This is a genomic window from Pseudomonas sp. 9_2_1 (genome assembly GCF_059295275.1).
This window is the reverse complement of record NZ_CM181239.1, coordinates 4,636,946-4,658,731: the sequence shown is the minus strand read 5'-3', so window position 1 is coordinate 4,658,731 and position 21,786 is coordinate 4,636,946. Positions and strand designations below refer to the sequence as shown.

17 protein-coding genes are annotated in these 21,786 nt (G+C 50.6%); 4 read left to right on the top strand and 13 right to left on the bottom strand.

Annotation, left to right across the window (positions count from 1 at the left end; translation table 11 throughout):
• Positions 1–114: 114 nt before the first annotated feature.
• Positions 115–1,050 carry a phosphotransferase gene (locus AC5O5I_RS21215; RefSeq protein ID WP_256676294.1) on the bottom strand — a complete coding sequence of 312 codons (936 nt, stop codon included), beginning with the start codon at positions 1,048–1,050 and terminating at the stop codon, positions 115–117.
• Between the two features lie 404 nt (positions 1,051–1,454).
• On the opposite strand from AC5O5I_RS21215, the gene AC5O5I_RS21210 reads away from it, so the two are divergent.
• Together AC5O5I_RS21210 and AC5O5I_RS21205 are read left to right on the top strand one after the other, a co-directional pair.
• Positions 1,455–2,390: a KpsF/GutQ family sugar-phosphate isomerase gene (locus AC5O5I_RS21210; RefSeq protein ID WP_172286030.1), complete on the top strand. Its 936-nt coding sequence runs from the start codon at positions 1,455–1,457 to the stop codon at positions 2,388–2,390.
• 363 nt (positions 2,391–2,753) lie between these two features.
• Positions 2,754–3,770, top strand: coding sequence for an XcbB/CpsF family capsular polysaccharide biosynthesis protein (locus AC5O5I_RS21205; protein ID WP_494511502.1), 1,017 nt, complete (start codon positions 2,754–2,756; stop codon positions 3,768–3,770).
• Between the two features lie 66 nt (positions 3,771–3,836).
• On the opposite strand, the gene galU is transcribed toward AC5O5I_RS21205, so the two are convergent.
• Together galU and AC5O5I_RS21195 are read right to left on the bottom strand one after the other, a co-directional pair.
• The gene (gene galU, locus AC5O5I_RS21200; protein ID WP_172286033.1) at positions 3,837–4,676 is read right to left on the bottom strand and encodes a UTP--glucose-1-phosphate uridylyltransferase GalU; all 840 of its coding nucleotides are present in this window, start codon (positions 4,674–4,676) and stop codon (positions 3,837–3,839) included.
• Between the two features lie 47 nt (positions 4,677–4,723).
• A complete protein-coding gene (locus AC5O5I_RS21195; protein ID WP_494511501.1) occupies positions 4,724–5,500 on the bottom strand; it encodes a S1/P1 nuclease in 777 nt (258 codons plus the stop codon).
• A gap of 279 nt (positions 5,501–5,779) precedes the next feature.
• Between AC5O5I_RS21195 and AC5O5I_RS21190 the strand changes: the two genes are divergently transcribed.
• Both AC5O5I_RS21190 and AC5O5I_RS21185 read left to right on the top strand, forming a co-directional pair.
• Positions 5,780–10,474 carry a CDP-glycerol glycerophosphotransferase family protein gene (locus AC5O5I_RS21190; protein ID WP_494511500.1) on the top strand — a complete coding sequence of 1,565 codons (4,695 nt, stop codon included), beginning with the start codon at positions 5,780–5,782 and terminating at the stop codon, positions 10,472–10,474.
• A 300-nt stretch (positions 10,475–10,774) separates the two neighbouring features.
• Entirely contained in the window at positions 10,775–11,458 is a 684-nt protein-coding gene (locus tag AC5O5I_RS21185; protein WP_172286036.1) for an acyltransferase, read from the top strand.
• Positions 11,459–11,622: 164 nt separating this feature from the next.
• On the opposite strand, the gene AC5O5I_RS21180 is transcribed toward AC5O5I_RS21185, so the two are convergent.
• The 10 genes from AC5O5I_RS21180 to kdsA all read right to left on the bottom strand — a co-directional run bounded on the left by AC5O5I_RS21180 (position 11,623) and on the right by kdsA (position 21,626).
• Complete coding sequence (locus AC5O5I_RS21180; RefSeq protein WP_172286037.1) at positions 11,623–12,606, bottom strand: CDP-glycerol glycerophosphotransferase family protein; 984 nt, start codon at positions 12,604–12,606, stop codon at positions 11,623–11,625.
• Positions 12,607–12,617: 11 nt separating this feature from the next.
• Positions 12,618–13,037: a glycerol-3-phosphate cytidylyltransferase gene (gene tagD, locus AC5O5I_RS21175; RefSeq protein ID WP_172286038.1), complete on the bottom strand. Its 420-nt coding sequence runs from the start codon at positions 13,035–13,037 to the stop codon at positions 12,618–12,620.
• 58 nt (positions 13,038–13,095) lie between these two features.
• Positions 13,096–13,869, bottom strand: coding sequence for an acyltransferase (locus tag AC5O5I_RS21170; RefSeq protein ID WP_172286039.1), 774 nt, complete (start codon positions 13,867–13,869; stop codon positions 13,096–13,098).
• Positions 13,870–13,904: 35 nt separating this feature from the next.
• The gene (locus tag AC5O5I_RS21165) at positions 13,905–15,434 is read right to left on the bottom strand and encodes a stealth conserved region 3 domain-containing protein (protein WP_172286040.1); all 1,530 of its coding nucleotides are present in this window, start codon (positions 15,432–15,434) and stop codon (positions 13,905–13,907) included.
• Positions 15,427–16,419 (bottom strand): capsular biosynthesis protein, encoded by a 993-nt coding sequence (locus AC5O5I_RS21160; protein ID WP_172286041.1) that lies wholly within the window; start codon positions 16,417–16,419, stop codon positions 15,427–15,429. The genes AC5O5I_RS21165 and AC5O5I_RS21160 overlap by 8 nt, the downstream gene beginning before the upstream one ends.
• Positions 16,420–16,547: 128 nt before the next feature.
• Positions 16,548–17,633: a polysaccharide biosynthesis/export family protein gene (locus tag AC5O5I_RS21155; protein WP_494511499.1), complete on the bottom strand. Its 1,086-nt coding sequence runs from the start codon at positions 17,631–17,633 to the stop codon at positions 16,548–16,550.
• Positions 17,626–18,732 (bottom strand): KpsE/RkpR family capsule polysaccharide export protein, encoded by a 1,107-nt coding sequence (locus AC5O5I_RS21150; RefSeq protein ID WP_172286043.1) that lies wholly within the window; start codon positions 18,730–18,732, stop codon positions 17,626–17,628. Before AC5O5I_RS21150 ends, AC5O5I_RS21155 begins: the two co-directional genes overlap by 8 nt.
• Positions 18,733–18,782: 50 nt before the next feature.
• On the bottom strand, positions 18,783–19,436 hold the full coding sequence (locus tag AC5O5I_RS21145; protein WP_172286044.1) for an ABC transporter ATP-binding protein: 654 nt from the start codon (positions 19,434–19,436) through the stop codon (positions 18,783–18,785).
• A gap of 12 nt (positions 19,437–19,448) precedes the next feature.
• The gene (locus AC5O5I_RS21140; protein WP_172286045.1) at positions 19,449–20,240 is read right to left on the bottom strand and encodes an ABC transporter permease; all 792 of its coding nucleotides are present in this window, start codon (positions 20,238–20,240) and stop codon (positions 19,449–19,451) included.
• Between the two features lie 543 nt (positions 20,241–20,783).
• The gene (gene kdsA / locus AC5O5I_RS21135) at positions 20,784–21,626 is read right to left on the bottom strand and encodes a 3-deoxy-8-phosphooctulonate synthase (RefSeq protein ID WP_172286046.1); all 843 of its coding nucleotides are present in this window, start codon (positions 21,624–21,626) and stop codon (positions 20,784–20,786) included.
• Positions 21,627–21,786: the final 160 nt, after the last annotated feature.

Below are 21,786 nucleotides of genomic sequence, written 5' to 3'. Positions count from 1 at the left end.
CTTTTAAGGGCGCGAATCTTAATACAAATTCACAAAATTAGGATGGCTTCTGTCGAAAAATTCCTAATTGTCCACAGGGATCTTCTTGATCTAGGCCACTAAAATGACATCATTTCACAGGAGCTTGAGGAGATAGTGGTATTTCTCCAGAAGCAGCGTCAGGCGATCCTGGTCTTTGTACTCCTGAATGGTTTCTGGGCGCAGGCAGTGATACAGAGCTGTAAGCAGGAAGATATAGCGCTGGTTCCTCGTGGCTTCCTCACGTTCAAAATGAGCGGCGAGTGCATCGCTGTAAGCTTTGTTGAACTGGGCTTCGGCGGCCAGGAATGCTGCCATCTCTTTGCGCCGGAAAAGGCTACCGAGGTACGCCCCGCCGTCGAACCCTATGCGGCCGACCTTCACCTCGCTCCAGTCGATCAGGTACAGGCGGCGCTTGCGAATGAATAGGTTTTTCCGCAGGTAATCCATGTGGCTGATGCACTTCGTGCTGCGTTGCGCCTGGCCTGCAAGTGTACGAAGCAGCGGCTTGAACGCAGTAAGGCGTTCGGCTAAACCAGCGAAGCGAGGGTCTTCAAGTGCCAGCTGCCTGAGTGCTGGGAGGCAGCGCGCAAAATTGAAGCGCGGACGCAGCAAGAACCAGGGGCGGAAGAAATCCATGCTCCAGAGTAAAGCCGCCTTGGAGCGGGGGCTGGCCTGAAGGTGGTCATGGCTTCGGTTTTCAAGCTCAGCAATACCGCGAGCCAAGTGGAAGCCGACTGCCTCCATGCGAGGCGGTTTGCCCCGCACGTACCGAGTGAAGATCAGGCTTTCCCACGGGGTTTCGATCACTCCCAGGCAAGGTGGGTAGCGAAAGTAGATAGAGCCTTTAAGCATGCCGTCTTGGCGGTGAAAGCGAGCTTCCTGGCTGCTGATGAACGCCAGTTTGCGAATCGATTTTTCCACGACGTCATACGGGTTACCCGTGATGGGGTCTATCAGGCGATGGTAGCGGACGTAATTCACGAACGACGCGTTTGAGGCCAAGTCGCGGCTGGTGATCGTCAACGGCATGCCCGCCCACTCCGGGAAAAACGTGTGGACGTGTTGCTCGAGCGAAGCTCGATGCCAACGGAAATGGGTTTTGCCGCGAGCGGTGGGGTGAGAAGAAGCAGTCATCAGGTCTGATCAAACATAGCCATCACGCTACAGTTTTTTTTGGGGGGGATATCCTGAGCCATCAGAGATCGGCACACAACAAAAAGTTCTAAGGCCTGTTGATGCGGCCGAAGTCATTGGAGGAGCGATGCGAAGCGCAAAACGGTCGTTCAGCATTGTCTGTTCTGCAGGCGCTGGCGGAGTCTCCGAAATGCGTGGAGCCGGAGCTATGGTGAGGCTGCGGTGCTAGAGTCCTTTGCTTCGGGTGCTAAAGACTTTAAGATTCACAGCCTCGCAAACCAGTACCGTCAGGGAAGGAAATGAATCACCTCACCATCGCCAAAGAAGCCCTCATTGCCCAGGCTCAAGCTGTTACTCAGCTAGCCGACAGATTGGATGGCGAGTTCCAGAAAGCGGTCGAATTGATTCTCGGCTGCAAAGGGCGAACGGTGGTTTGTGGAATGGGCAAATCTGGCTTGATCGGCCAAAAAATGGTTGCCACTTTCGCTTCCACTGGGACGCCAAGCTTCTTCCTGCACCCTGCGGAAGCCTTCCATGGCGACCTCGGAATGCTGAAGCCCGTGGATGTCTTAATCCTTATCAGTTATAGCGGTGAAACTGAAGAGTTGATCAAGTTGATTCCCAGCTTGAAATCGTTTGGCAATAATTTGATTGCCATGACGGCTAGCAGGACTTCTACGTTGGCACAGCACGCTGATATTTGGTTGGATATCTCGGTTGAGCGGGAAGTCTGCCCGAACAATCTCGCGCCTACTACGTCAACAATTGCGACCATGGCAATGGGTGATGCACTGGCTGTAGCGCTGATCGAAGCCATACAGTTCAAGCCCATGGACTTTGCGCGCTATCACCCCGGTGGTAGCCTCGGTAGAAAACTTCTGACACGTGTTTCGGATGTGATGCATAGCCCAGCACCTTTCGTAACCCCGTCAACCAGCTTTCATGATTGCCTGCTGGTGATGACGCAGGGGCGTCTTGGGTTGACCTTGGTGAGCGACGAAGGACGTCTGGTTGGAATCGTCACTGACGGTGACCTGCGTCGGGCCCTTCTCGACAACCCAGGTGTTGTCAATGAAAGGGTACGTGCTTTTATGACGGTGAGTCCGCATGAAATTGCCTCGGATGCCCTGATTTCTGAGGCAGAAGGGTATATGCATGAGAACAAAATTCGCGCTTTGGCTGTGAGGGATGTGTCGACAGGGCAGGTGAGTGGGGTAGTAGAGATCTTCGATTGATTAGCCTGAGTTCTCAATGCGGCGCTTGGCTCGCGATCGGCTAACCTGGGCTATGTCGTGTAGCCTGTTTCCGATGGCCGGTCGAGTCCCTGACACTGAAACTGAAATATTGGGAGTCCTATGATCAGCTAGGTAGGCACCTAGAGTTGATCATATAGTTCCATTATTTGGGGGTCAGGGTGATGCTAGTTACTGCCTGTTGTCTGATTTCTCTTATTTTGTTTTTTTCTGTATTAGGTTGGGCCTTTCACTTGAGTCACGATGACGATTACTGATTTTTGAGGGTTGGTGTCGAAAGTGTTGACTTGAGAGTGCTTTGCGTTTGATACTCGTATCCATTTTTTGAGGGGGTGCGAGACTCATATGGCGGTAAGAATAAAAAAAATTGTTTTGGGTGGGGAGGTAGCAGAGGCGCTGGCTGATCTGGGTTCCGTGGACTATTTTCATGTTGATCACTCTGAGCATGTTGGGTTCGAAAATCTTTTACATGTTAGTCGCAAGGTTCCTGCCGCCAAGTCGTGGGTAGTTGCTTTAGCGAATGCTGGATTCAGCTTGTATAAGTCTTGTGATGGTGTTTCTAGTTTCGTCAGAAATAGTGAGATTGCTAATTTTTGGCATAGGATAAAAGCTGGGGAATTTAAAACCTTCGGCGGCCTTGTATATCAACTGGAACTCCCTGAAAAACAGAAGGCTTCAAGAGTCCTGGTAGTGTTCTCATCAATCGGTGAGGATATCTTCACTTCAAGCCTGATGAGGCTTTTTACCTTTAATTTCAAATCTATCGGCAAATTTATTCCTGCGGATACGGCGGTGTTGCGCATTGCTGATGTGGGGGGGGTTGTGGGTAGCTTCTACTTGAATAACAATTCCGATAAGGAGTTTGCAGATCGTGTAACTGCACTGATCAATGAAGTGAGTAGTGGCTTGGGTGTCAAGGCTGACAGGGTCACTGTCTATGGAGCGTCAAAGGGTGGTACTGGTGCCTTGTACCATGGTGTTACGGGTGGTTTCAATGCTGTCGTAGTGGATCCCATAGTTTCTGATGAGTACTATGAGAAGGTATATGCTGACTCTCACTTTACAATCGGTACGTTCCCCGAAAGCAAGCAACAAGTTTTTGCTAGAGTCCTCAATACTGGGCGACAGTTAAAGCAGAAAATCTCCATTATATACTCATCACGGTCCCCGCAGTATGAGTACATAACGAAGATCGTAAAGTCGTCAGAGCTTGGAAGGCAGTTTAGTTATTTTAACTCGACAAACACATTGATTAATGATCATCCCGACGTGGGGGCGCAGACGGTGAATGTCGCGGTTATGCTGATAAACATGTCGTTGTATCAACTTCGGTCGGATTGCTGCAGTGTAGATGTTGTTTGATGGGTGAGGTGGCTAAAACTGTGCCTGTGATCTAGTAGAGGGGTCATCAAAAATGACCCCGATGCATCAGTAAGCCTTTCCAGATTTATAATAAGTTTCGAAACAGAAGTTGGTGGCGTCGATGTATCCTTCCGCGCCGCCGCAGTCGAAGCGCCTGCCCTTGAACTTGTAGGCTATCACGCAGCCGCTCTGCGCTTGTTTCATTAGCGCATCAGTGATCTGAATCTCGCCTCCCTTGCCTGGTTCGATGTCCGAAATGATGTCAAAAATATCTGGCGTCAGGATGTAGCGACCAATGATGGCCAAGTTAGAAGGCGCATCTTCCGGCTTTGGTTTTTCTACCATATTGGTGACGCGGTAGATATCGTCTCTTATCATGTCGCCAGCAATAACACCGTATTTGTAAGTGTCAGCTGGATCCACCTCTTGAATGGCGACAATCGAGCACCGGAACTGGTTGTAGAGTTTGACCATTTGCGTAAGAATACCGTCGCCCTCAGGGTTGACGCAGAGGTCGTCGGCTAGTACAACGGCGAAAGGTTCGTCTCCGATCAGTGGGCGACCGGTCAGAATCGCATGCCCTAACCCCTTCATTTCTGTTTGGCGCGTGTAAGAGAAGGAGCACTCATCGAGAAGTCGGCGGATGCCAACAAGATATTTCTCTTTGTCTGTGCCTTTGATCTGAGTTTCAAGCTCATAGCTTATATCAAAGTGATCCTCTAGAGCGCGTTTTCCGCGGCCGGTCACGATGGATATTTCGCTCAGTCCTGCATCCAGGGCTTCCTCGACCCCGTACTGAATAAGCGGCTTGTTAACAACAGGCAGCATCTCTTTCGGCATGGCTTTGGTGGCAGGCAAGAAGCGCGTTCCATAGCCGGCCGCAGGAAACAAGCATTTTTTGATCATGTGAAACCTTAGTTGAGCTTTAAGTGGAAACTACTGGTATAGAAAGTTTACTTGAATATTGAGTTGAGAAGGTTTCCAAGTCTTACCCCTGCTGCTAACAAGCGCTCGTCTACAATCTCGGTGTTTTCTTTGTAATAGCCATCACTCAGAGGGATTGGGCGTTTTGATCGTGCCAAGGCATAACTTCCGCCGTAGATTACCCGTTTCGCAATATCATGGCTTTCCATAGCCCAGTCTTCAGGTGTGTACTGCTCAATTCGCTTGGGGTGGCTGAGCAGTCGTTCGGCGATGCGCTCGGGGCTTTGATGCAGGCTTCTGATTATAATGGTGTCCCAGACTTTATGCAGTTTCCAGCGTTGACGGCTTGGGAGGGTGCGCATAACGCCGGTCTCGCGAATGGCGTGCAAGGGTTGGTGAACGTCCCCTACATAGTGTACAAGAAACTTCAAGGCTTGCTGAGTGTCGGGAGTGATTTCTTTGCTTTTTGCATACATCCCGAGCTGGGCTTCAGATTGGTAGATGCCTTCAATTACACACCTGTACTTGCCTGAACAGTCACGTTTGGCTGAGTAACTGCGGGCATTGAAAGGTATCTTCACGACATGGCTAATCTGGGGTACCGAATCGTTCCCCCGCATGTCATCTGCCCAAGAGGCTATATCTGAGATCTTGCCGCCAGCATCACGTTGTAGGAGCTGATCGATACCCTGTTTTGCCTCTGGAGACAATCTAGCTTCGGCGACCAGTGCGACAACCTTATGGCCTTCGACGCCCCATGCAAAAGAACTTTGGGAGTATGACGTAGCGAGAAAGTAGATCAGCATGAGTTGTAGGATCTTCAATGGATGCGGCCTGCTCACCTTTGTGTCAATAAATTCGCGCCAATAAATTGGCGACTTAGGTTTTCGGTTTGATTCGTTTGGTACCTAGGGTATCATTCGTCGTTTTCGAATCAAGCGTAAATGTGATGTCATCACGTGGCGCGCCAGAATACTGTAAGGCGCAAGCATAAAGGTTACGAGGATTAGAGCAACGATGGACTGTTAGCAGAAACGTTATTTTTTTAAGATTTTTTTGAGCTAAGTATTCTGAAAAGGTGCGTGATGACTGAAGTAGTAATTTTTGATGGCTCTTTGCCATTGCCTGAGGCTCTCAGTATTGAGGGTAAGCGACAAGTCAAGTTGGTCGGTGATGATACAGAAAATTTAAAGCTGCTTCGTACGCAGATTTTCTACCAATTGAAGTCGGATGGCACTACTGATTTTGACTGGGTGCCAACCTCGGAGCACGAGAGGGATGATGCGTCCCTGAGCGTCTCTCTGTTTGCTGGGGTGCCTGCAGACGTATTCCTCATGTTTGACCTGGCTGACCGGCAACATCTCCACCAGCTTCAGGCTGATGGCAGTTCGGTGCTTAGCAATTTCAAGAAAATCCTGGTGCCGGGCCTGTGGATGGCACGCAGTCTCTTGAATGATAAAAAGCTTGGTCTGAAATCCTCAGACGTCGTAGTAGTCGGATCTCCGAGGGTTGATTATCTTCGCTCATTGGCAGGGCGAGTCAATAAGCCAGATAGCAATGATGTACCACGCGTATTGTACGCGCCGATTCATGGTAATTGGTTTGATCACACTGGCAATTCGATGAGTTCGAATAGCCATTTTGAGGGCTTTTTGGACGAGTTGAGCCGTCATTGCACTTTGGTGGTGGCTGAAGATCAGCGAAATAAGCTGAATAAGAGACCGATCACACAAGAACTATTGGATGCTGATGTCGTCATTACAGACTATACGTCGGTAGCGTACGAAGCTTGGGCACTTGGCAAACCAGTGATTTTTCCTCGATGGATTGTGGGAGATGCCATCTTTGAAAAAGCACCCAAATCAGCGGAAGCAGAAATTTATAGCCGACGTTTGGGCTATCACGCTGAAAGCTTTGAAGAGCTGATTGAGTTCATAAAGTCTGGTAGTGGTTTACAAGTAAGCGGCGAGGTCAAAGAATTTTGCCGCGATTATCTGAGTAATTTTGATGAGTCCAATAGTGCTTCGAAAATATGTAATCTATTGAGCTATCTGAGTGAGCCAGACTCGGCAGTAGGTGAATCAAAAGTTCGCGCTGAAATCGATTCTTACTTGAAAGAAAAACACTGGGCGCAAGCGGAAGCAGCGCTTATGGGTTTGGTTTCAATCTATCCCGACGATGCAAGCTTGAATAATAAGCTGGCGATCGCGTATCAGGGGCAGCATAAGTGGTGGCAAGTAGTATCAGCGTTGAAGAATGTTGTCAGTATATTCAACGAAGATGCCGAGCTTTATCAGCGCTTGGGTACTGCTGAAAAAAAAATGGGGCACTTCCGTTCCGCCGCAACCGCCTATGAAAAAGCGATAAAATTCAGCAAATCGGTACCTGCGGAGTGGTTTTATCGATTGGGATATTGCTACGAAAGCGACTGCCATGAAGGCGCTTCAGATCAACAATCCGCTGTCGTTGCATACAAAAAAGCGTGTGAGCTTGATAAGAAACATAAGTCTGACAAATATGGTATCGGTGCTTTCCATGCTGCCGTCGGACGCTGGTCTAACGCTAGCAACGCATTCAGTGCACATAAAAGCGTCTTAAAGTTTGATTTTGACTTGAATTTCCGCTTGGGTAGGGCCCAGGAGCGCTGCTATCTCTGGGATGATGCGGAGGTTTCATATCGTACCGCCATTGGCTTGCGAATGAAATCGGCTGAATCCCATTTCCGCCTGGGTTTCACGCTTGAGCGGCAGCAGAAATATGCGCAAGCCTTCGAGTCCTACAAGTACGCGATCAAACTAAGTGGTAAAGGTCTTGCTGAATGGCGTTACCGCGCAGGGATGGTTTTGCTTAAGCTGGGTCGATTTGACGAGGCGTGTAACTTCTTCTTGGCAGTGACTGGCACTGGCGCACCTGTCGATTTTGAGGCGAAGCGCTACGAGGCGTCATTGATGTCTTACCGCGTTGAAAATGTCCGGTCTGACCTTCACCAGAATCCAGGCGAGAGCGCATCATGGTTCGAATATTACGAAGCCCAGCTTCAGCAGGGTAACACCGTTCTCGCTAAGGAGGGTTTGGCCAACGCTACGGTTTATGCTGATGAGAAAGCCGTTGGGAAATTGATTTCTCTTTCCAATGCGCTAACCAATAAACTGGATGAAGCGGCGCTTGTTGAAGCACGTCTACAGCGCGACTGTACGAATCCCGAAACTTGGGTTTCATACAGTAAGATCCAAGTCGCATTGGGTCGGGTACCGCAAGCAGCAGAGGCTATGCAGCAAGCTATCTGGCGCTCCAATGAGCACAAGCCAGCGATGTACTATGAGCTTGGTCGTCTGTTGGCGTTGGCGGGGCAATCACAGGAAGCTTGCGAAGCATTCCGCGCTTACAAAGTGATTCAGCGTCCGCATGGCGCATATGAAGACAAATTGCTTACCGATAACGCACTTAACTTTCATGCTACTTACAAAGAGTTTGTTGAAGTTCTTCCGATCATGGAGGATGCTATTTTGTATGAAGTGCATAACGGCTCTTCAATGGCATGTAACCCATTGGCGATCTTTGAGTACCTGCTCGCTGATGAAAGTTATCGCGATCGAAAGCATTTTTGGGTAATCAATGACATTTCAGGCGTGGAGGCGAAGTATCGAAGCCTCAAAAATGTTTTCTTTGTGAAACGAGGAAGCAATCTTTATCTGCGGTTGATTGCATCTTGCAAGTATCTAATTTGCAACGGTACATTTGCTGAATACTTTGTGAGAAAGCCAGGTCAGCAATATCTCAATACTTGGCATGGTACGCCATTGAAGACGCTGGGTAGAGCGATGAATACCCCGCCGTACACCCGCGCTAATACTGCGAGAAATTTCTTGCACGCAACTCACCTGATCTTCCCTAACGAGCATACTCGCCTCACTCAAGTTGAAGGTCACAGTATCCATCGTGTTTTGAATGGTGTTCAGCTGATTAGCGGCTACCCGCGGAATGATCAGTTATTCACCATCGATCAAGATAAGCTTGACACAATCCGACTTGCCCTGGGTATCACCGCCAGAAAGCCAGTTGTTCTGTTTGCCCCTACCTATCGTGGTAGTTGGAACTCTCCTCAGTTAGAGGCAGAATTCTTGATTGAGCAGCTAAAAAGCATAATCTCCGACGATTACACTTTGCTGTTCCGTGGTCATCATCTGGTTGAAAAGAAGCTCGCAGATCTAGATTTGCCAGTTAAGCTTGCGCCGCAGTCAATTGATACAAATGCATTGTTGCCTGTGGCAGATATTTTAATATCTGATTATTCTTCGATCATCGTCGACTACATGACGCTTAAGCGTCCGGTTCTGCATTTCATCCCTGACTGGGATGATTACAAAAGTGAGCGCGGGCTTTACTTTGAGCGTGATGAACTTCCTTGGCCGCAATGTGAAACAGCTGAGGAGTTGAGAGGTTTAATTCAGAGTGCCCTGAATAATCCAAGTCAGTACGTGAATGATGCGTATAACGAATTTCACGAGCGATTCTGCGGTGTGGAGGATGGCAAATCGACGCAACGGGTCGTTGAATTCTTCTTTAATCATCGGGAGCTGAAGAATACTCAGAGCGCCAAAAAACCAATTGTTGTACGTTCCGCTCTGGGTACGATCAATGGCGTTGCGACTTCAGCAATTTCCTTGGTGCAAAATCTAGCTGCCCAAGGCAATAAGGTAGTCGTGCTTTTGGATGCTGTAGAGTTGCGCAAAGAAGAAGCTGGTTTTGATGGGATTCGGAAACTAGAAGAAGTAGCAGACGTAATTTTCAGAACCGGCCGGAGCTCTATGAGCTTGGAGCAGCAGTGGGTTTCGGATAAATTTAACTCTGAAGGTGTCTTCTACTCCGAAACGATGCGCGATGTATATGATGGGGCGGCGAGACAGGAATGTTATCGCGTTCTGGGAGATCTCGAGGCAGAGTTTAGCGTCGAGCACCAAGGTTATCATCCTTTCTGGGCGGGCTTCATGGCCGCATTACCAGCAACTCGGCATTTAATTTACCTGCATAATGACATGCTGGAAGAGTCTGAGAAACGGCTACCGAACTTGAGAAAGGTATTCAAGTTCTATGATAAGTTTGATGCGTTTCTCAATGTATCAGAAAGCTCGATGAACATTAATAGGGAGAGCTTTAAGGCTATTAATCCGGAAATTGTGAGTTCATTCCATCTGGTTAGGAATGGACTGGATGTAAGTCGCATCATAAATGATGCTGAGTTGGATCTTGATGATGAAGGCCTGATTGCTCTTAAATCAGACACCAGGTTCAAGATTGTGAACGTCGCCCGTATGTGGCCTGAGAAGAATCAGGTGCGATTGATTGAGATGGCCAAGATACTCGTTGATGACGGCCATGACATAGCAGTATATATCCTGGGGACAGGCCCACTGCATGCGCAGCTCGAAAATCTTGTTAAAGAGCTTGGCCTGCACGACCGAGTAATGTTGCTGGGAGTTAAAAGAAATCCGTTCCCATTCGTTAAGGCCTCGCAGTGTCATGTACTGTCTTCCGATTATGAAGGTCAAGGCATCGTACTGCTCGAAGCGATGACGCTTGGAGTGCCCTGTGTTTCAACCAATATTCCAGGGCCCGATGATGTTCTGGAGAACGGGCTGGGTATCCTGACACCGCTCTCCGCAGAGGGCCTGGCAGAGGGCGTTAAGCAGGTTATTAGCGGAAGCTTCCAACCGCGCCATTTTGATGCTCGAGAGTATAATTCGATAGCTTATCGTGACTTCACAGTAGCCGCTCAGTGAAGGTGCGTGCTGGTTGAAGCCGGTACTTTACAATAATGGGGCACTTGTTGCCCCATTGTTGTTTTCGATGATAATAATGCCGGTGAATATCGAACTAGCTGTTAGTCGGCAATGTTTGGTTAAAGATGGTGCGCATATTCAGGGTTCTGCCCATTGCTCTAAGCTGGGGCTGAATTACAGTTTGCGCTCTCCCTGAAGAGTACGCTTTTTGCATTCATTGGTTTTGCCTCGAATTTTTATATCTTTGGTTGTCGTATCGCTGAAATTGTTCTTTTTATAATTTTGCACGGAGTATTTGATGTGGCTGTTAATGTTAAGAGGCTGAGTGCTTACGAAGACGACAACGGAAACAAAATTGAATTCAAGGGGGTCATAGAGCACAATGTTAATATTGTTTTTCGTGGCGTAAACAATAGATTGGTGGTGCACGAAGGCTTCGCAACTGCAAGTCTTACTGTTACTTTCGACTGTAATGATGCCGTGTGCACCTTAGGTGAAAATACTTTCCGCGGATTTATAAGGGTTGGGGAGAGTTGCGTGCTTTCGATCGGGCGTGGGGTGACTTGCACCGACAATGCTTATATCTCTACTGCGGAACACTCAAGCCTTAGTATCGGTGACGACTGCATGATAGCGGCATCCGTTCAAATAAGAGCAGATGATGCTCATCCTATATTTTGCGTCAAGTCGGGGGAGCGTCTCAATCTGCCTGAGCCAGTTATTATTGGTAATCATGTATGGATTGGGGCGCGTGCGGCGATCCTAGGAGGGACATCTATCGGGGATGGTTCAATCATTGGATTTGGCAGCATCGTTAAAGGAGTATTCCCTAACAATTGTATAGTTGCAGGAACTCCGGCAAGGCTCATTCGGAAAGATGTTGCATGGGAAAGGCCTCACCTAACTCTAAGCAAGCCATTTTTCAAGCCAGATGCATCTGCTGTGGAAAAATCGGTCTATTGGAACTTGACCAGCGAAAGCTGAATGGCTGGATATGATATGCCGCATAACCCGGAGCAGATCTCCGGGTTATGGCACTACAACACTAAGCTGATACTAACAAGGCTGATCGCAATTGCTCGCTAGCTATCGAGAGCGCCCATCCTGAAATTCTGTATTACTTGTGTGTATCAGCTCGGATCTCGAAGCTAGACCTGAACGGGTTTCATAACTTTTTTTGCTATTCGTAAATTCCCAGACTCCCAAACTTCGCTGACACAGTTTGCGATCAGTTCGTAAGACCTGCCCAGGGTTCGTCTAGGTAGGTAAGACTCCATGAACTGCAAGGTCCGCATGTCTGGTTTTTTTACTTCCCGAATCATATCCACCATTTCATCAAAGCTGTTGGCGTGTAGGCCCAATCGCTCATGGTAGATATGGCTCTCTGCGGAGCCCAAGTCGTCGTACAGGTTACCCTCGCCAATAAGCCAGGAAGGAAAAATTACAGGCTTGCCCAGCGCCCAGGCTTCATAGACGAGGGTTCCGCGGTCGGCGATAACCACATCCGCTTCGATCAGTTTCTCGAAGGTCGGCTTTTTCGACTCTCGCAAATTGGGATGCAGTGAAAAATCGTAATCAAAGAGCGCCCGTAGCCTATCCTCATAGGGGAGTATGCCTGGGTAGCTTGAAATTATCCCCGCTTTACTCTCAGCGTTATGTGTTGGAGCCCACAAGACTTTGATCTTACGAAAGGGCGACAGCTTAGCGATTTTGTCGGCCATCGTCTGCTCAGACAACTGCTTTTTCTGTGCGGCGAGCAGTGTATCTATTCGAGGCCAACCTACGACCTTAATTTGATTAGCTGACAGTTCCACACCCCGGGTGTTGAGCAACTTGCGCTTGAGCCAGTCGCCCGGTACGCAAACCGAGCGGTACTTATTGATCTCAAAGCCACGTTGTGGGTCGCGGCGGGTGAGGTAGTTTTTGTCGGCCAAGCCGTGGGACATCATGACGTGAGCTCGACGATAAATGAAGAACGTCACATTCACCGCCCCAGCGCGCGTGGACACTGGGGCTTGCGTCGACTCCCAATCGGGCAACTGAGCGCTTATGCCTGCAGCAAACTCCTCCTCCAGCAAGCGAAGATTTTCGCTTGCTACATAGGCGTAATGAACCTGTTTGGCGTGACTCATTGCATAGGACCTCAGGCGACCGCTGAAGTCGTTGGCGTTTTAAGGTGAGCCTTGATGAGGCTGCTGGAAATCTCTGGGGTGCGAGCCAAGTAAACGACTTCGCAAATGTCATTAAGGAAGTCAAATTTACCTTCCCAGTCATCGCCCATCACAAAAATGTCAACATTGTGCGCGATGATGTCTTCTCGCTTCTGCTCCCAGGTCAGTTCCGGGATGACGAGATCTACGTGGCGGCATGCTGCTACCAGCTGGCTGCGGTCGGCGTAGCTTGAGTAAGATTTTTTACCCTTGCCTTCGTTGAAGCTGTCTTCAGAGACTGCCACGATCAGGCGGTCGCCCAGTGAGCGCGCGCGCTCGAGTAGGCGAACGTGGCCGACATGGAACAGGTCGAAGGTGCCATAGGTGATTACTGTTTTAGCACGAGTGCTCATGTGATCTTCCTGATTATGAGTCGATAGAGGATATAGGTTGATTAATGGACTAAATACTTCAAAGGGCTTTGATAAAATCTCTGCATTCATCATCGACTTTGTAACGCGATCGAGACCACGTTACCCCGTGCTTGATTACTTTTGCCGGTATGCCGACCGCTAAGGAGCAGGCTGGTACATCTTTGGTGACTACGGACGATGCGCCAATGATTGCGCCTTGGCTGATTCGGTTGCCTGGGAGAACCATGACCCTCTTGCCAAGCCACACCCGTTGCTCGATAACCGTATGGGAGTCTTCGGAGTTGACCAGTTCAAGAGTGTCGATATCGACGATCCCATGGGCATCATGGCCTTGAATCACAACATCTTCACCGATCAGGCATTGCTTACCGATGCTGATGCCGTTGCCGTGTACCGCAATGTGGATTCCTCGGGAAGTAACGGCATCGCCTACACAGATCTTCGGCTTGAGGTTGTTAAGACGAATGTCGAATTTGCCCTCACACTTTGCCCCGATGAATACCTTTGCGTGACTTTGGCGGAACATCACCCGGATTTGAGCCGTGTCGCTTAGGATTACAAGTGTGCAGTTTGCAACCTTCTTTTTCCCCAAAAACTTAATTTCAACATTTTTCTTTCGCTGAAGAATGTCGTTGAAAATCTTGGCCGTGGTAAACAGTTTGCAGTTTGCCTCAAAGAGGTCCGGCAGTATCTGCTTGGCGGACAACTCGCTCAGGGCATATTCTTTGATCGGCAGTGCGTGCGTTTCTGCGTCCAGCATCGTATCGATACTGATCTCGGGAAAGATGGATTTAAAAATTTTTGCAATCACCAGTTTTTTCCTTGATCGAGCTTGCGTGAGCGTCTTTAAACGCTGGCCTGAGGGCGATGACGCTCCCACGGGGCGCTTTGGAATAGACGCTGATCAAAGAAAATCTGTGTCTGGTTTTTATAGGTCGTGTCTTCTGCGCTGCCGTTGCCATCGTTGAAGCATATGAGCTTGTACTTGAAACGCTCTTTGCTGACGACACGCGCAATGTTGGTCGGGCGAATAATGATGCCAGGAGCGTCGGCCTTGACGGCTAGGCCCGATGCATAGGCAAAGTGGTGATAAAGGAAGGATGTCAGGTTAATATCCTCCAAGCTGCGACGTTTCGCTGAGCGAGTCTTAGTGAAAACCTCTGGGAAGAGGTCTTCTATCTTGGTCAGTACGGACTTCTTCAAGCAATACGGTACATGCCTATGAAGGTTCTTTGCTTGGTAACCTGGGAACAGGTCACGTAACAATTTGCGCGAATTGCTGGCAGCCACCAGATAGTCGGGAGTTTCATCGGTGATTAAGTCACCTGCCATGCCGTAGGGTTCGAAATAGGCAAGTGAGCGGCCAATCTCATCGAAAAAGTCAGTAGGCAGACACGGTTGGCCCAGTACAAAGTCATCATTGAGGTAGATGAAGTTTTCGCACAGCCCTGGGATCCGATGAAGGCAAGCTTCGATGGCATGGGAATTGAAGTTTGGCAGCACGGTGGTGTCGGGGAAGATCTCAGTGTGATCGACCCACACCACTTTAGGATCTTCGCGCAGCCATTCCGGTCTCTGGCAATTGGAAACCACGTAGATTTTGTTCAGCCAGGGTGCATATTTGTTCAGCGAACGCAGCGAATAGCGCAGTTCGTCGTTGTTGGTGTAGCGGTCGGGGTCGAAACCTTCTTCTGGGAACGACTCTGTCCAGAGGGCCTGCCAGCCTTCATCGGCGTGATTCACCCAAGTGTAGACCGCATCGACCGACTGGTAATCCGCGCGCTCGGCTTTTGATGCGTAAATCTGTTCGAACATGTCGATTGGGAAACGGCGCTGCCAGGCACGACCCGAACGCATGGTGGCCTCACCGGAAGGTGCGAGGTCATACAGGTAGAAGTGCAGGACATGAGTCTCGCCGAGGATGTTGCACAGCTCAACGACAAAGTCTGGCCGTTGGGCCAATGCGGAACATACCGCTTTTACGTCAAAACGCTCGTCGGCTCGGGACGATATATTGAAGCCACCACCAAGCGTGTAGATTGTCACGTTAGTAGGTGTTGAATCTTTCAAGCCACCAATAAAACTGATGAGGCCATTAAGGTAACCACTCCACAGAACCAAGCTGTTGGGGTTAACTCCGTCCTCGGCGCCAATCCCTGCATTCAGATACTTGCGGATGTACTCGGGCAGGCCTAAGCGGTTTACCTCCAGGAGGTCGACACTGCGTGTCACCTGTTGGGGTTTGGCCTCAGTTTTGGTGATCGCCGCAGGAGGGGCATCTTTGAAGACGCGTTTACGGAACATGTCATAGAAAAACATGTTTGGATCCCGCAAAAATTTGCGAATCTTTTTGTACTTAACTGGTTTCTTATTCATTTAATAAAAATCTCAAACGTCGTTTGAAAGTATCAAATCTGTCTATGTGTCCAGGCTTGTTCTCGAACAGCGCGGAGTAATCATCGACGCTGCGTTCGGAGAGGCGACAGGCTTCGATAAAATCTTCTAGTAGGCTTTTGGAAACTTCGTCGCCCCAATGCCTGTCATGGGTCTCTACGAACTTTGAGTAATTAGACTCCCGCTTCTCTTTGTGCGCAACGATGCTGGGCCTTTCATGGTAAAGATGGAAAACAAAGTCTTTATTGAGTAGGGCATCGAGCGAGAGGCGGCCGAGCGCGCGCCGGAAACCGGAGGTGAATAGGGGAGACCGTGCGCTTCTGTTAGACATCATCTCTCTGCAGGGCTGCAGCGAGCCATGATGCTGTGCCAAGCGCATCATGAAATCGAAATCTTCGTAGCCATGCCCATTGTAGGACTCGTTGAACCGGCCGATCGCCACGTAGTCTGCGCTTTTCATCACGGTGACAGAAGATGGGTTGGCCAAGTGCAGAAATTCTTTTCGGGAAAACGAGAAATACTTGTCTTTGAGCTGAGCCGGCGTTGTTTTCCCTTTGCAGAGGTCTTTAGAGCCCTTGGCAGTCAGATACATACAGGGAAGGAAATAGAACGGAGAGTGCCCTCCGACTATCAGGCTTTTGTACTTTTCTAAGAGTGAGAAATCAGGCCAAATATCCACGTCCAAAAGGGCAATGAGTTCGGTGTTGATGACCTCAAATGCGCGGTTTCGGAGCAAGGCTGGGTTGACTGAACCAGTATAGTGCTTTTCGGCCAGGAGCGTAGTGTAGGTATTGTTCTGAAGGCACTTCTTTAGCCGACGATCATTCGCGCTATTATGATCGTTGAGCGAGAAGATCAGAGGAACGCGCGCACGCTCAGCGGCATCCGACATCCTGACGGCTTTTCGCAAGATATCCAGCGGGCGCTGTGATAAGTCGAGAGGTACGATAATCGATATGTCATTCATCGTTCAGATTGCTGCTTACTCAGGACTGTCGGTTCCGTCGGTGTACTCAAGAGCCTGTGAAAATGGGCTTGGCCATCTGACTCTTCGTGCCAGCATGCTCGGGTGGCCGAGCATGCTGGCAATGGCTATCAGTTAACGCCGGTCGCGCGCCCCAAAATCATGGTCTGCACGATAGGCGAAATGACTTTCTGCCACTCGTACACTGCTGCGTTAGTAACGTAGATCGTATCATCTGGCTTAACCATGACTTGGCGCGCATAGAATATGGCAGCCGGATCTCGTAGGTTGAGGCGCAATACAACAGGTTTTGATTTGCCGTTTTCCATGCGGAAGACGAAAACACCTTCGGCGTTGGCGCTACCTTCACGCAGGCCGCCCACGCTGCCTAGAGCATCCAGCAGGCTCGTGTTGCGGTCGGGGAGGTCTTTGAGGCCAGGCGAGGTAACTGCGCCCATGGCGACAAAGCGCTGGCGTGCTCTGTCCAGTACCACTTCGGAGTTCGGACGCAGGACCATGTTATTTCCGGCCAGCACTTCTTCGTAGTTGATCTGTTGAACTTGGCTACCATTGCGCACTGTCACGTTCACCAAGTGAGGCTCTAGTACCGGCCCGCCCGCTTGATTGACCGCATCCAGCAGCGTTAGTGGGCCCTGCAGAGTGCTGAAGCGACCAGGGGTTTTGACTGCGCCGGCAACTAGAACTGAGCCAGAGAGGTCTCCTACCAGTTCGATGTGCGTTTGTACGTCGGTGGTAATACCTTTGAGCTGGCGATGAATCATGGTTTCGACTTGATTCAAGGTCATGCCGGCCACGAACTGACGCCCGACGTAAGGCAATGAAAGCATCCCTTGCGAGTCGATGCGCGCCTTTAGTTGCGTGCCCCCAGTTGCCAGTGGTGCAAATAGGGACGAGCCCTCTGGCGCGGTGTCAGCGATCAAGACGTTGAGCGTGTCACCTGCCATCAAGCGCACTTCTGGCGACACAGGCTTGGTTACGCTGGCCAGTACTGGTGGCACGGTGCCGCGCATGTAAGGTGCGATGGTGTTTGCGCTGATGTCGACGAGGGTATAGGCCTCGGTCTTGCTTTCGATCGCCCCTTTATAGGGGCCCGCACCGGAAACCGTGCCACCGCAACCGGCCAGGCTCAAGCTTGCCAAGGCCAGTGCTGCCAACCTGAGCTTGAAGTTGTGAGAGACAGCCAGGGATTTAATCACGATGATCCTCGATCGAAGCCAGAATGAAGCGGGTGATGCCGTACAGCATCAGCAGGCCAAGCAAAATTGTCGCCAGGTTGTACCAGCGTTCTGGGTACAGGGCGAGCTGTGGGGTATTGGGGCTGACAACCGTGACCAGCGTGCGAATTTTTTTACTGGCTTCGATGCGCGCGTTATCCACAGCAGCAACGGCGGTTTTGTAGCTTTCTTCGGCAATGCCGGCGTCCAGGGTCAGTTGCTGGAAGCGCGAAGCCACCACGTTCAACTGTGAGCCTTGAGGGGAAGAGACCAACAGTCGTTTTTCCTTGGCCAACTGTTGGGTAATTGCTTCGACTTTCTGGCGTTGTTGGCGTACCTGAGGTGCATCGCCGCGCAGCTTGAAGGTCATTTCGGTGAGCATGGCCTGTTCTTTGGTGTACTGGCTTTCGAGGTCGGCAACGATGGTCGCGCGGCTCTGGGCAGTAGTGCCACCGTCAAGCACCTTGTTGACGTTCTGGAAGGTCAGCAGCTGCGTTTTTTGCAGGGCGTAGTTCTGGCGTGCGGTTTCCAGTTCGCCTTGGGCAAACTTCATCTGCTCGCGGGCGATGTTGTGGCTGACTTCGTTAACGAAGTGCTCACTGGCCTGCAGGATGGTGCGCAGCATTTTCTCGGAAAGTTCTGGTGTGAATGCCTGCACTTCAACGCGTAGCAAGCCGGTCGTTTCGTCATAATGGGCCGAGACCATGCGCTGGTAGTATTTGAGCAGGTCTTCGCGCTCGGCGTCCTTGTCCAGCCAGAAAAACAGGTCGCTGCGCTGTGCGGCGTACTGCTCAATCCAGTGCACGCGGTCTTCAAGCAGCAGCATCATGTCCATCGACGTGATGTACTCGCGAAGATACAGCGTCTCTTCCCGCGAGGCCGGGTTGGTACCGGTTAGCAGGGTTGCAAGGCCAGGGACCTGCGCTGCTTGGTTGTTGCCGTCTTGACGCACCACCACTTGGGATGAGCTGACGAAGCGGTCCACGGCGAACACGCCGTAGTAGACGACCGCCAGGACCATTGGTAGGACGACCATAGCGATTGCTAGGCCCCAACCCTTGAATTTACCCGTGCTGCTCATAATGTGATGCATCCTTGAGTGAAACAGTCTTGCTTGAAATTAATGGGGTATTACGCGCTGTAGGCCTTGATGCCTTCCATCACGTCTTCGTAGATCTCTATGCCGCCATCTTTAACAAGCAGGACGATGTCGCAGAGCTTCGAGATTTCTGACATGGAGTGCGAGACCAGCACGACATTGGAAGTTTTCAGCTTTTGCCGGAAAACCTTTCTGCACTTACGTTTGAACTGTGCATCACCGACCGACATTACTTCGTCGATCAGGTAGTAATCGAAGTCAAACGCCATGCTTAAGCCGAACGCTACCCGAGACCGCATGCCGGATGAATACGTCTTAATCGGCTCATCGATCCAGGTACCGATCTCGGCAAACTCCTGAACGTAGCGAATTTTCTCGCGCATGGCTTCGCCCTCCGCGCCATACACCCGGCAGACAAACTTGATGTTGTCTCTTCCAGACATGCTGCCTTGAAAGCCGCCGGTCAAGCCAACGGGCCAGGAGATGCTGCGGTCGGTGACGATCGTGCCGGAGTCTGGCACATCAGCGCCGCCCAGCAGACGCATGAGCGTTGACTTGCCAGCACCGTTGCGGCCGATTAGGCCGATGTTCTTCCCGGGTGGAATAGCAAGCGACAGATTCCGAAAGACATACCGGCGCCCTTTGGGGGTCAGGTATGACTTTGTAACGTTTCTCAATTCGAACACGGTACCTGGGTCTCATCCATTCTTGGTGGAAATCAAATGCAGCCTGCGCGCCCTGTAACTGCCTAGCGAAATGAACAACAGCACTAAGGTGAAGCCCGCCACGTACCCAATCGAGATGCCATCGACCATTGCGTAATTGGGCAGCACCTCGCCGCGGATCAGCTCGGTCAGGTGGAGGAACGGGTTCAGCAACAGTATTGGCATCAGCGCATGCGGGAGATAGGCAGCGGGAATGAGCACCCCAGAGATGAAATAGAGGGGAAAGAAGATCATCCGGATGACGAGTTTCAAGCTAGGCAGCGCGTGAGTGATCAGTGCCAGCAGCATGCCAAGGCTGAAGGCAAAAAGCAGGCCGAGCGCCAGCGTCATGAACCACATCAAGGGGTTATGGATGGACATGTCAAACCCCCACCACGCGAACCCGAACACAATCAGTGCGTACACCAGCCCGCTGATGCAGGCCTCAACGATCACGCGAGCGATATAGGTGTCGAGTGGCTTGATCTGCTTGTAACCAAACAGGGACCGGTTCTCCCGGAGGCTGTCCATCAGCCTGAGTGCGGTGTTGCGATACAGCAGGAAGGGTGCCATGCCTACGAGCACGAAGACCGGGTACTCGACCCCAGAGATCGTGCGCCCCCGGATCATGGTGTATAGCAGTGAGAAAATCAGAAGGTGGCAAATTGGCTCGATCAGGATCCACACTGCGCCCATGCGGCGATCCCCAATGCGGGCTCGCGCCTCGCGCAACACCAGCGCGAAGATGACTGATTTTTGAATCTGCAGCGACGAACGAGGCTTCAAGATGGTTACCGCAAAGCAAAGCAGCGCGCCTAGGCACGCCGGAATTCATCTTCACGAAAGGCCCGATTCCCTGAGCGAGTAGGCTGGGGATTTCCCGGATACTTCCATGTTCTAAGGGGCGCGAGGTTAATTCCCTGAGACGCAAGCGTCAAGAAAATTGAAGAAAATCCCATGTCGGGCTCAAGCCGATTGGCTCCAGTTGACGTGCTCGCATCAAGGCCAGCAGCACGCATATCCGTTTGTTTTTAACAAGCTCCGTATGTCGCTGATTCAGGCTTCGTCCTCTTCCTCTGCCATAGGACGCTTGCGTTCACGCTGATCGGTCATGATAGTTCGCTAACTAGTATAAGAGCCTGGCGATATCAGTAGGAAATGCGTTGTTTGTTAATGTATTAAAGCAGCATATTCGTTTTCGTTTAAGAAAGCCGCTGCTAGTTCCAAGGCGGCTTTATGCTTGTCTACATGGTCGTGAAATTCACAAGGTTCTGTCAGCGGCCGCTAAATGTTTCTGGCTGCTTGAAGAACAATGAAATTTCAAATTCATCATGAGATGGTCAGGGGGGCGAACGATTTAACCAAGTCGTCTAGCGCTTTGATCTGAGCCAAGAACGGCTCCAGTTTATCGAGTGGCAAAGCGCTCGGGCCGTCGCACTTCGCTTGATCTGGGTTCGGGTGCGCTTCCAAGAACAAACCCGCCAAGCCTACGCCCATGCCTGCACGCGCCAGGTCTACCACCTGATCACGCCGGCCACCTGATGCAGCACCCGAAGGGTCGCGATTTTGCAATGCGTGCGTGACGTCAAAGATGATAGGCAGGTCATCACACGTGCGCTTCATGACGCCAAACCCAAGCATGTCCACGACCAAATTGTCGTACCCCATGCAAGTACCACGGTCACACAGGATCAACTGGTCGTTACCAGCCTCCTTGAATTTGTGCACGATATTTTGCATTTGCGATGGGCTAAGGAACTGAGGTTTCTTGATATTGACAGGCTTGCCAGTCCTGGCCAGCGCGACCACAAGGTCGGTTTGCCGTGCAAGGAAAGCAGGAAGCTGCAACACATCAACCACTTCAGCAACCGGGGCAGCCTGATAGATTTCATGAACGTCGGTGATGATTGGTACGCCGAACTCAGCTTTCACTTTTTCAAAAATGCGCAGTCCTTCTTCCATGCCAGGGCCGCGGTAGGAATGGATCGAAGAGCGGTTGGCTTTGTCAAAACTGGCTTTGAATACATAGGGAATGCCCAGCTTCTCTGTAACGCGTACGTATTCTGCGCAGGCAGTCAGGGCAAGATCTTCGGACTCAAGAACGTTGATGCCGCCGAACAGAACGAAAGGAGTCGAGTTCGAGCATTCGATTGCTGGGGTGATTTTGATCATTTTTTACTCAATAACTCAAAGTGGAAGGAGCCTGTAGGATGTGGCGAGGGGAGGCTGTCATCATCCGCTTGCCGACCGTGATTGGTCTGATTCTACAATTTTTTGCCAGGTTGATCAGGGTTTACAGATGTAGTGAGATCCAGGCAGCGAGCCTCGTGTC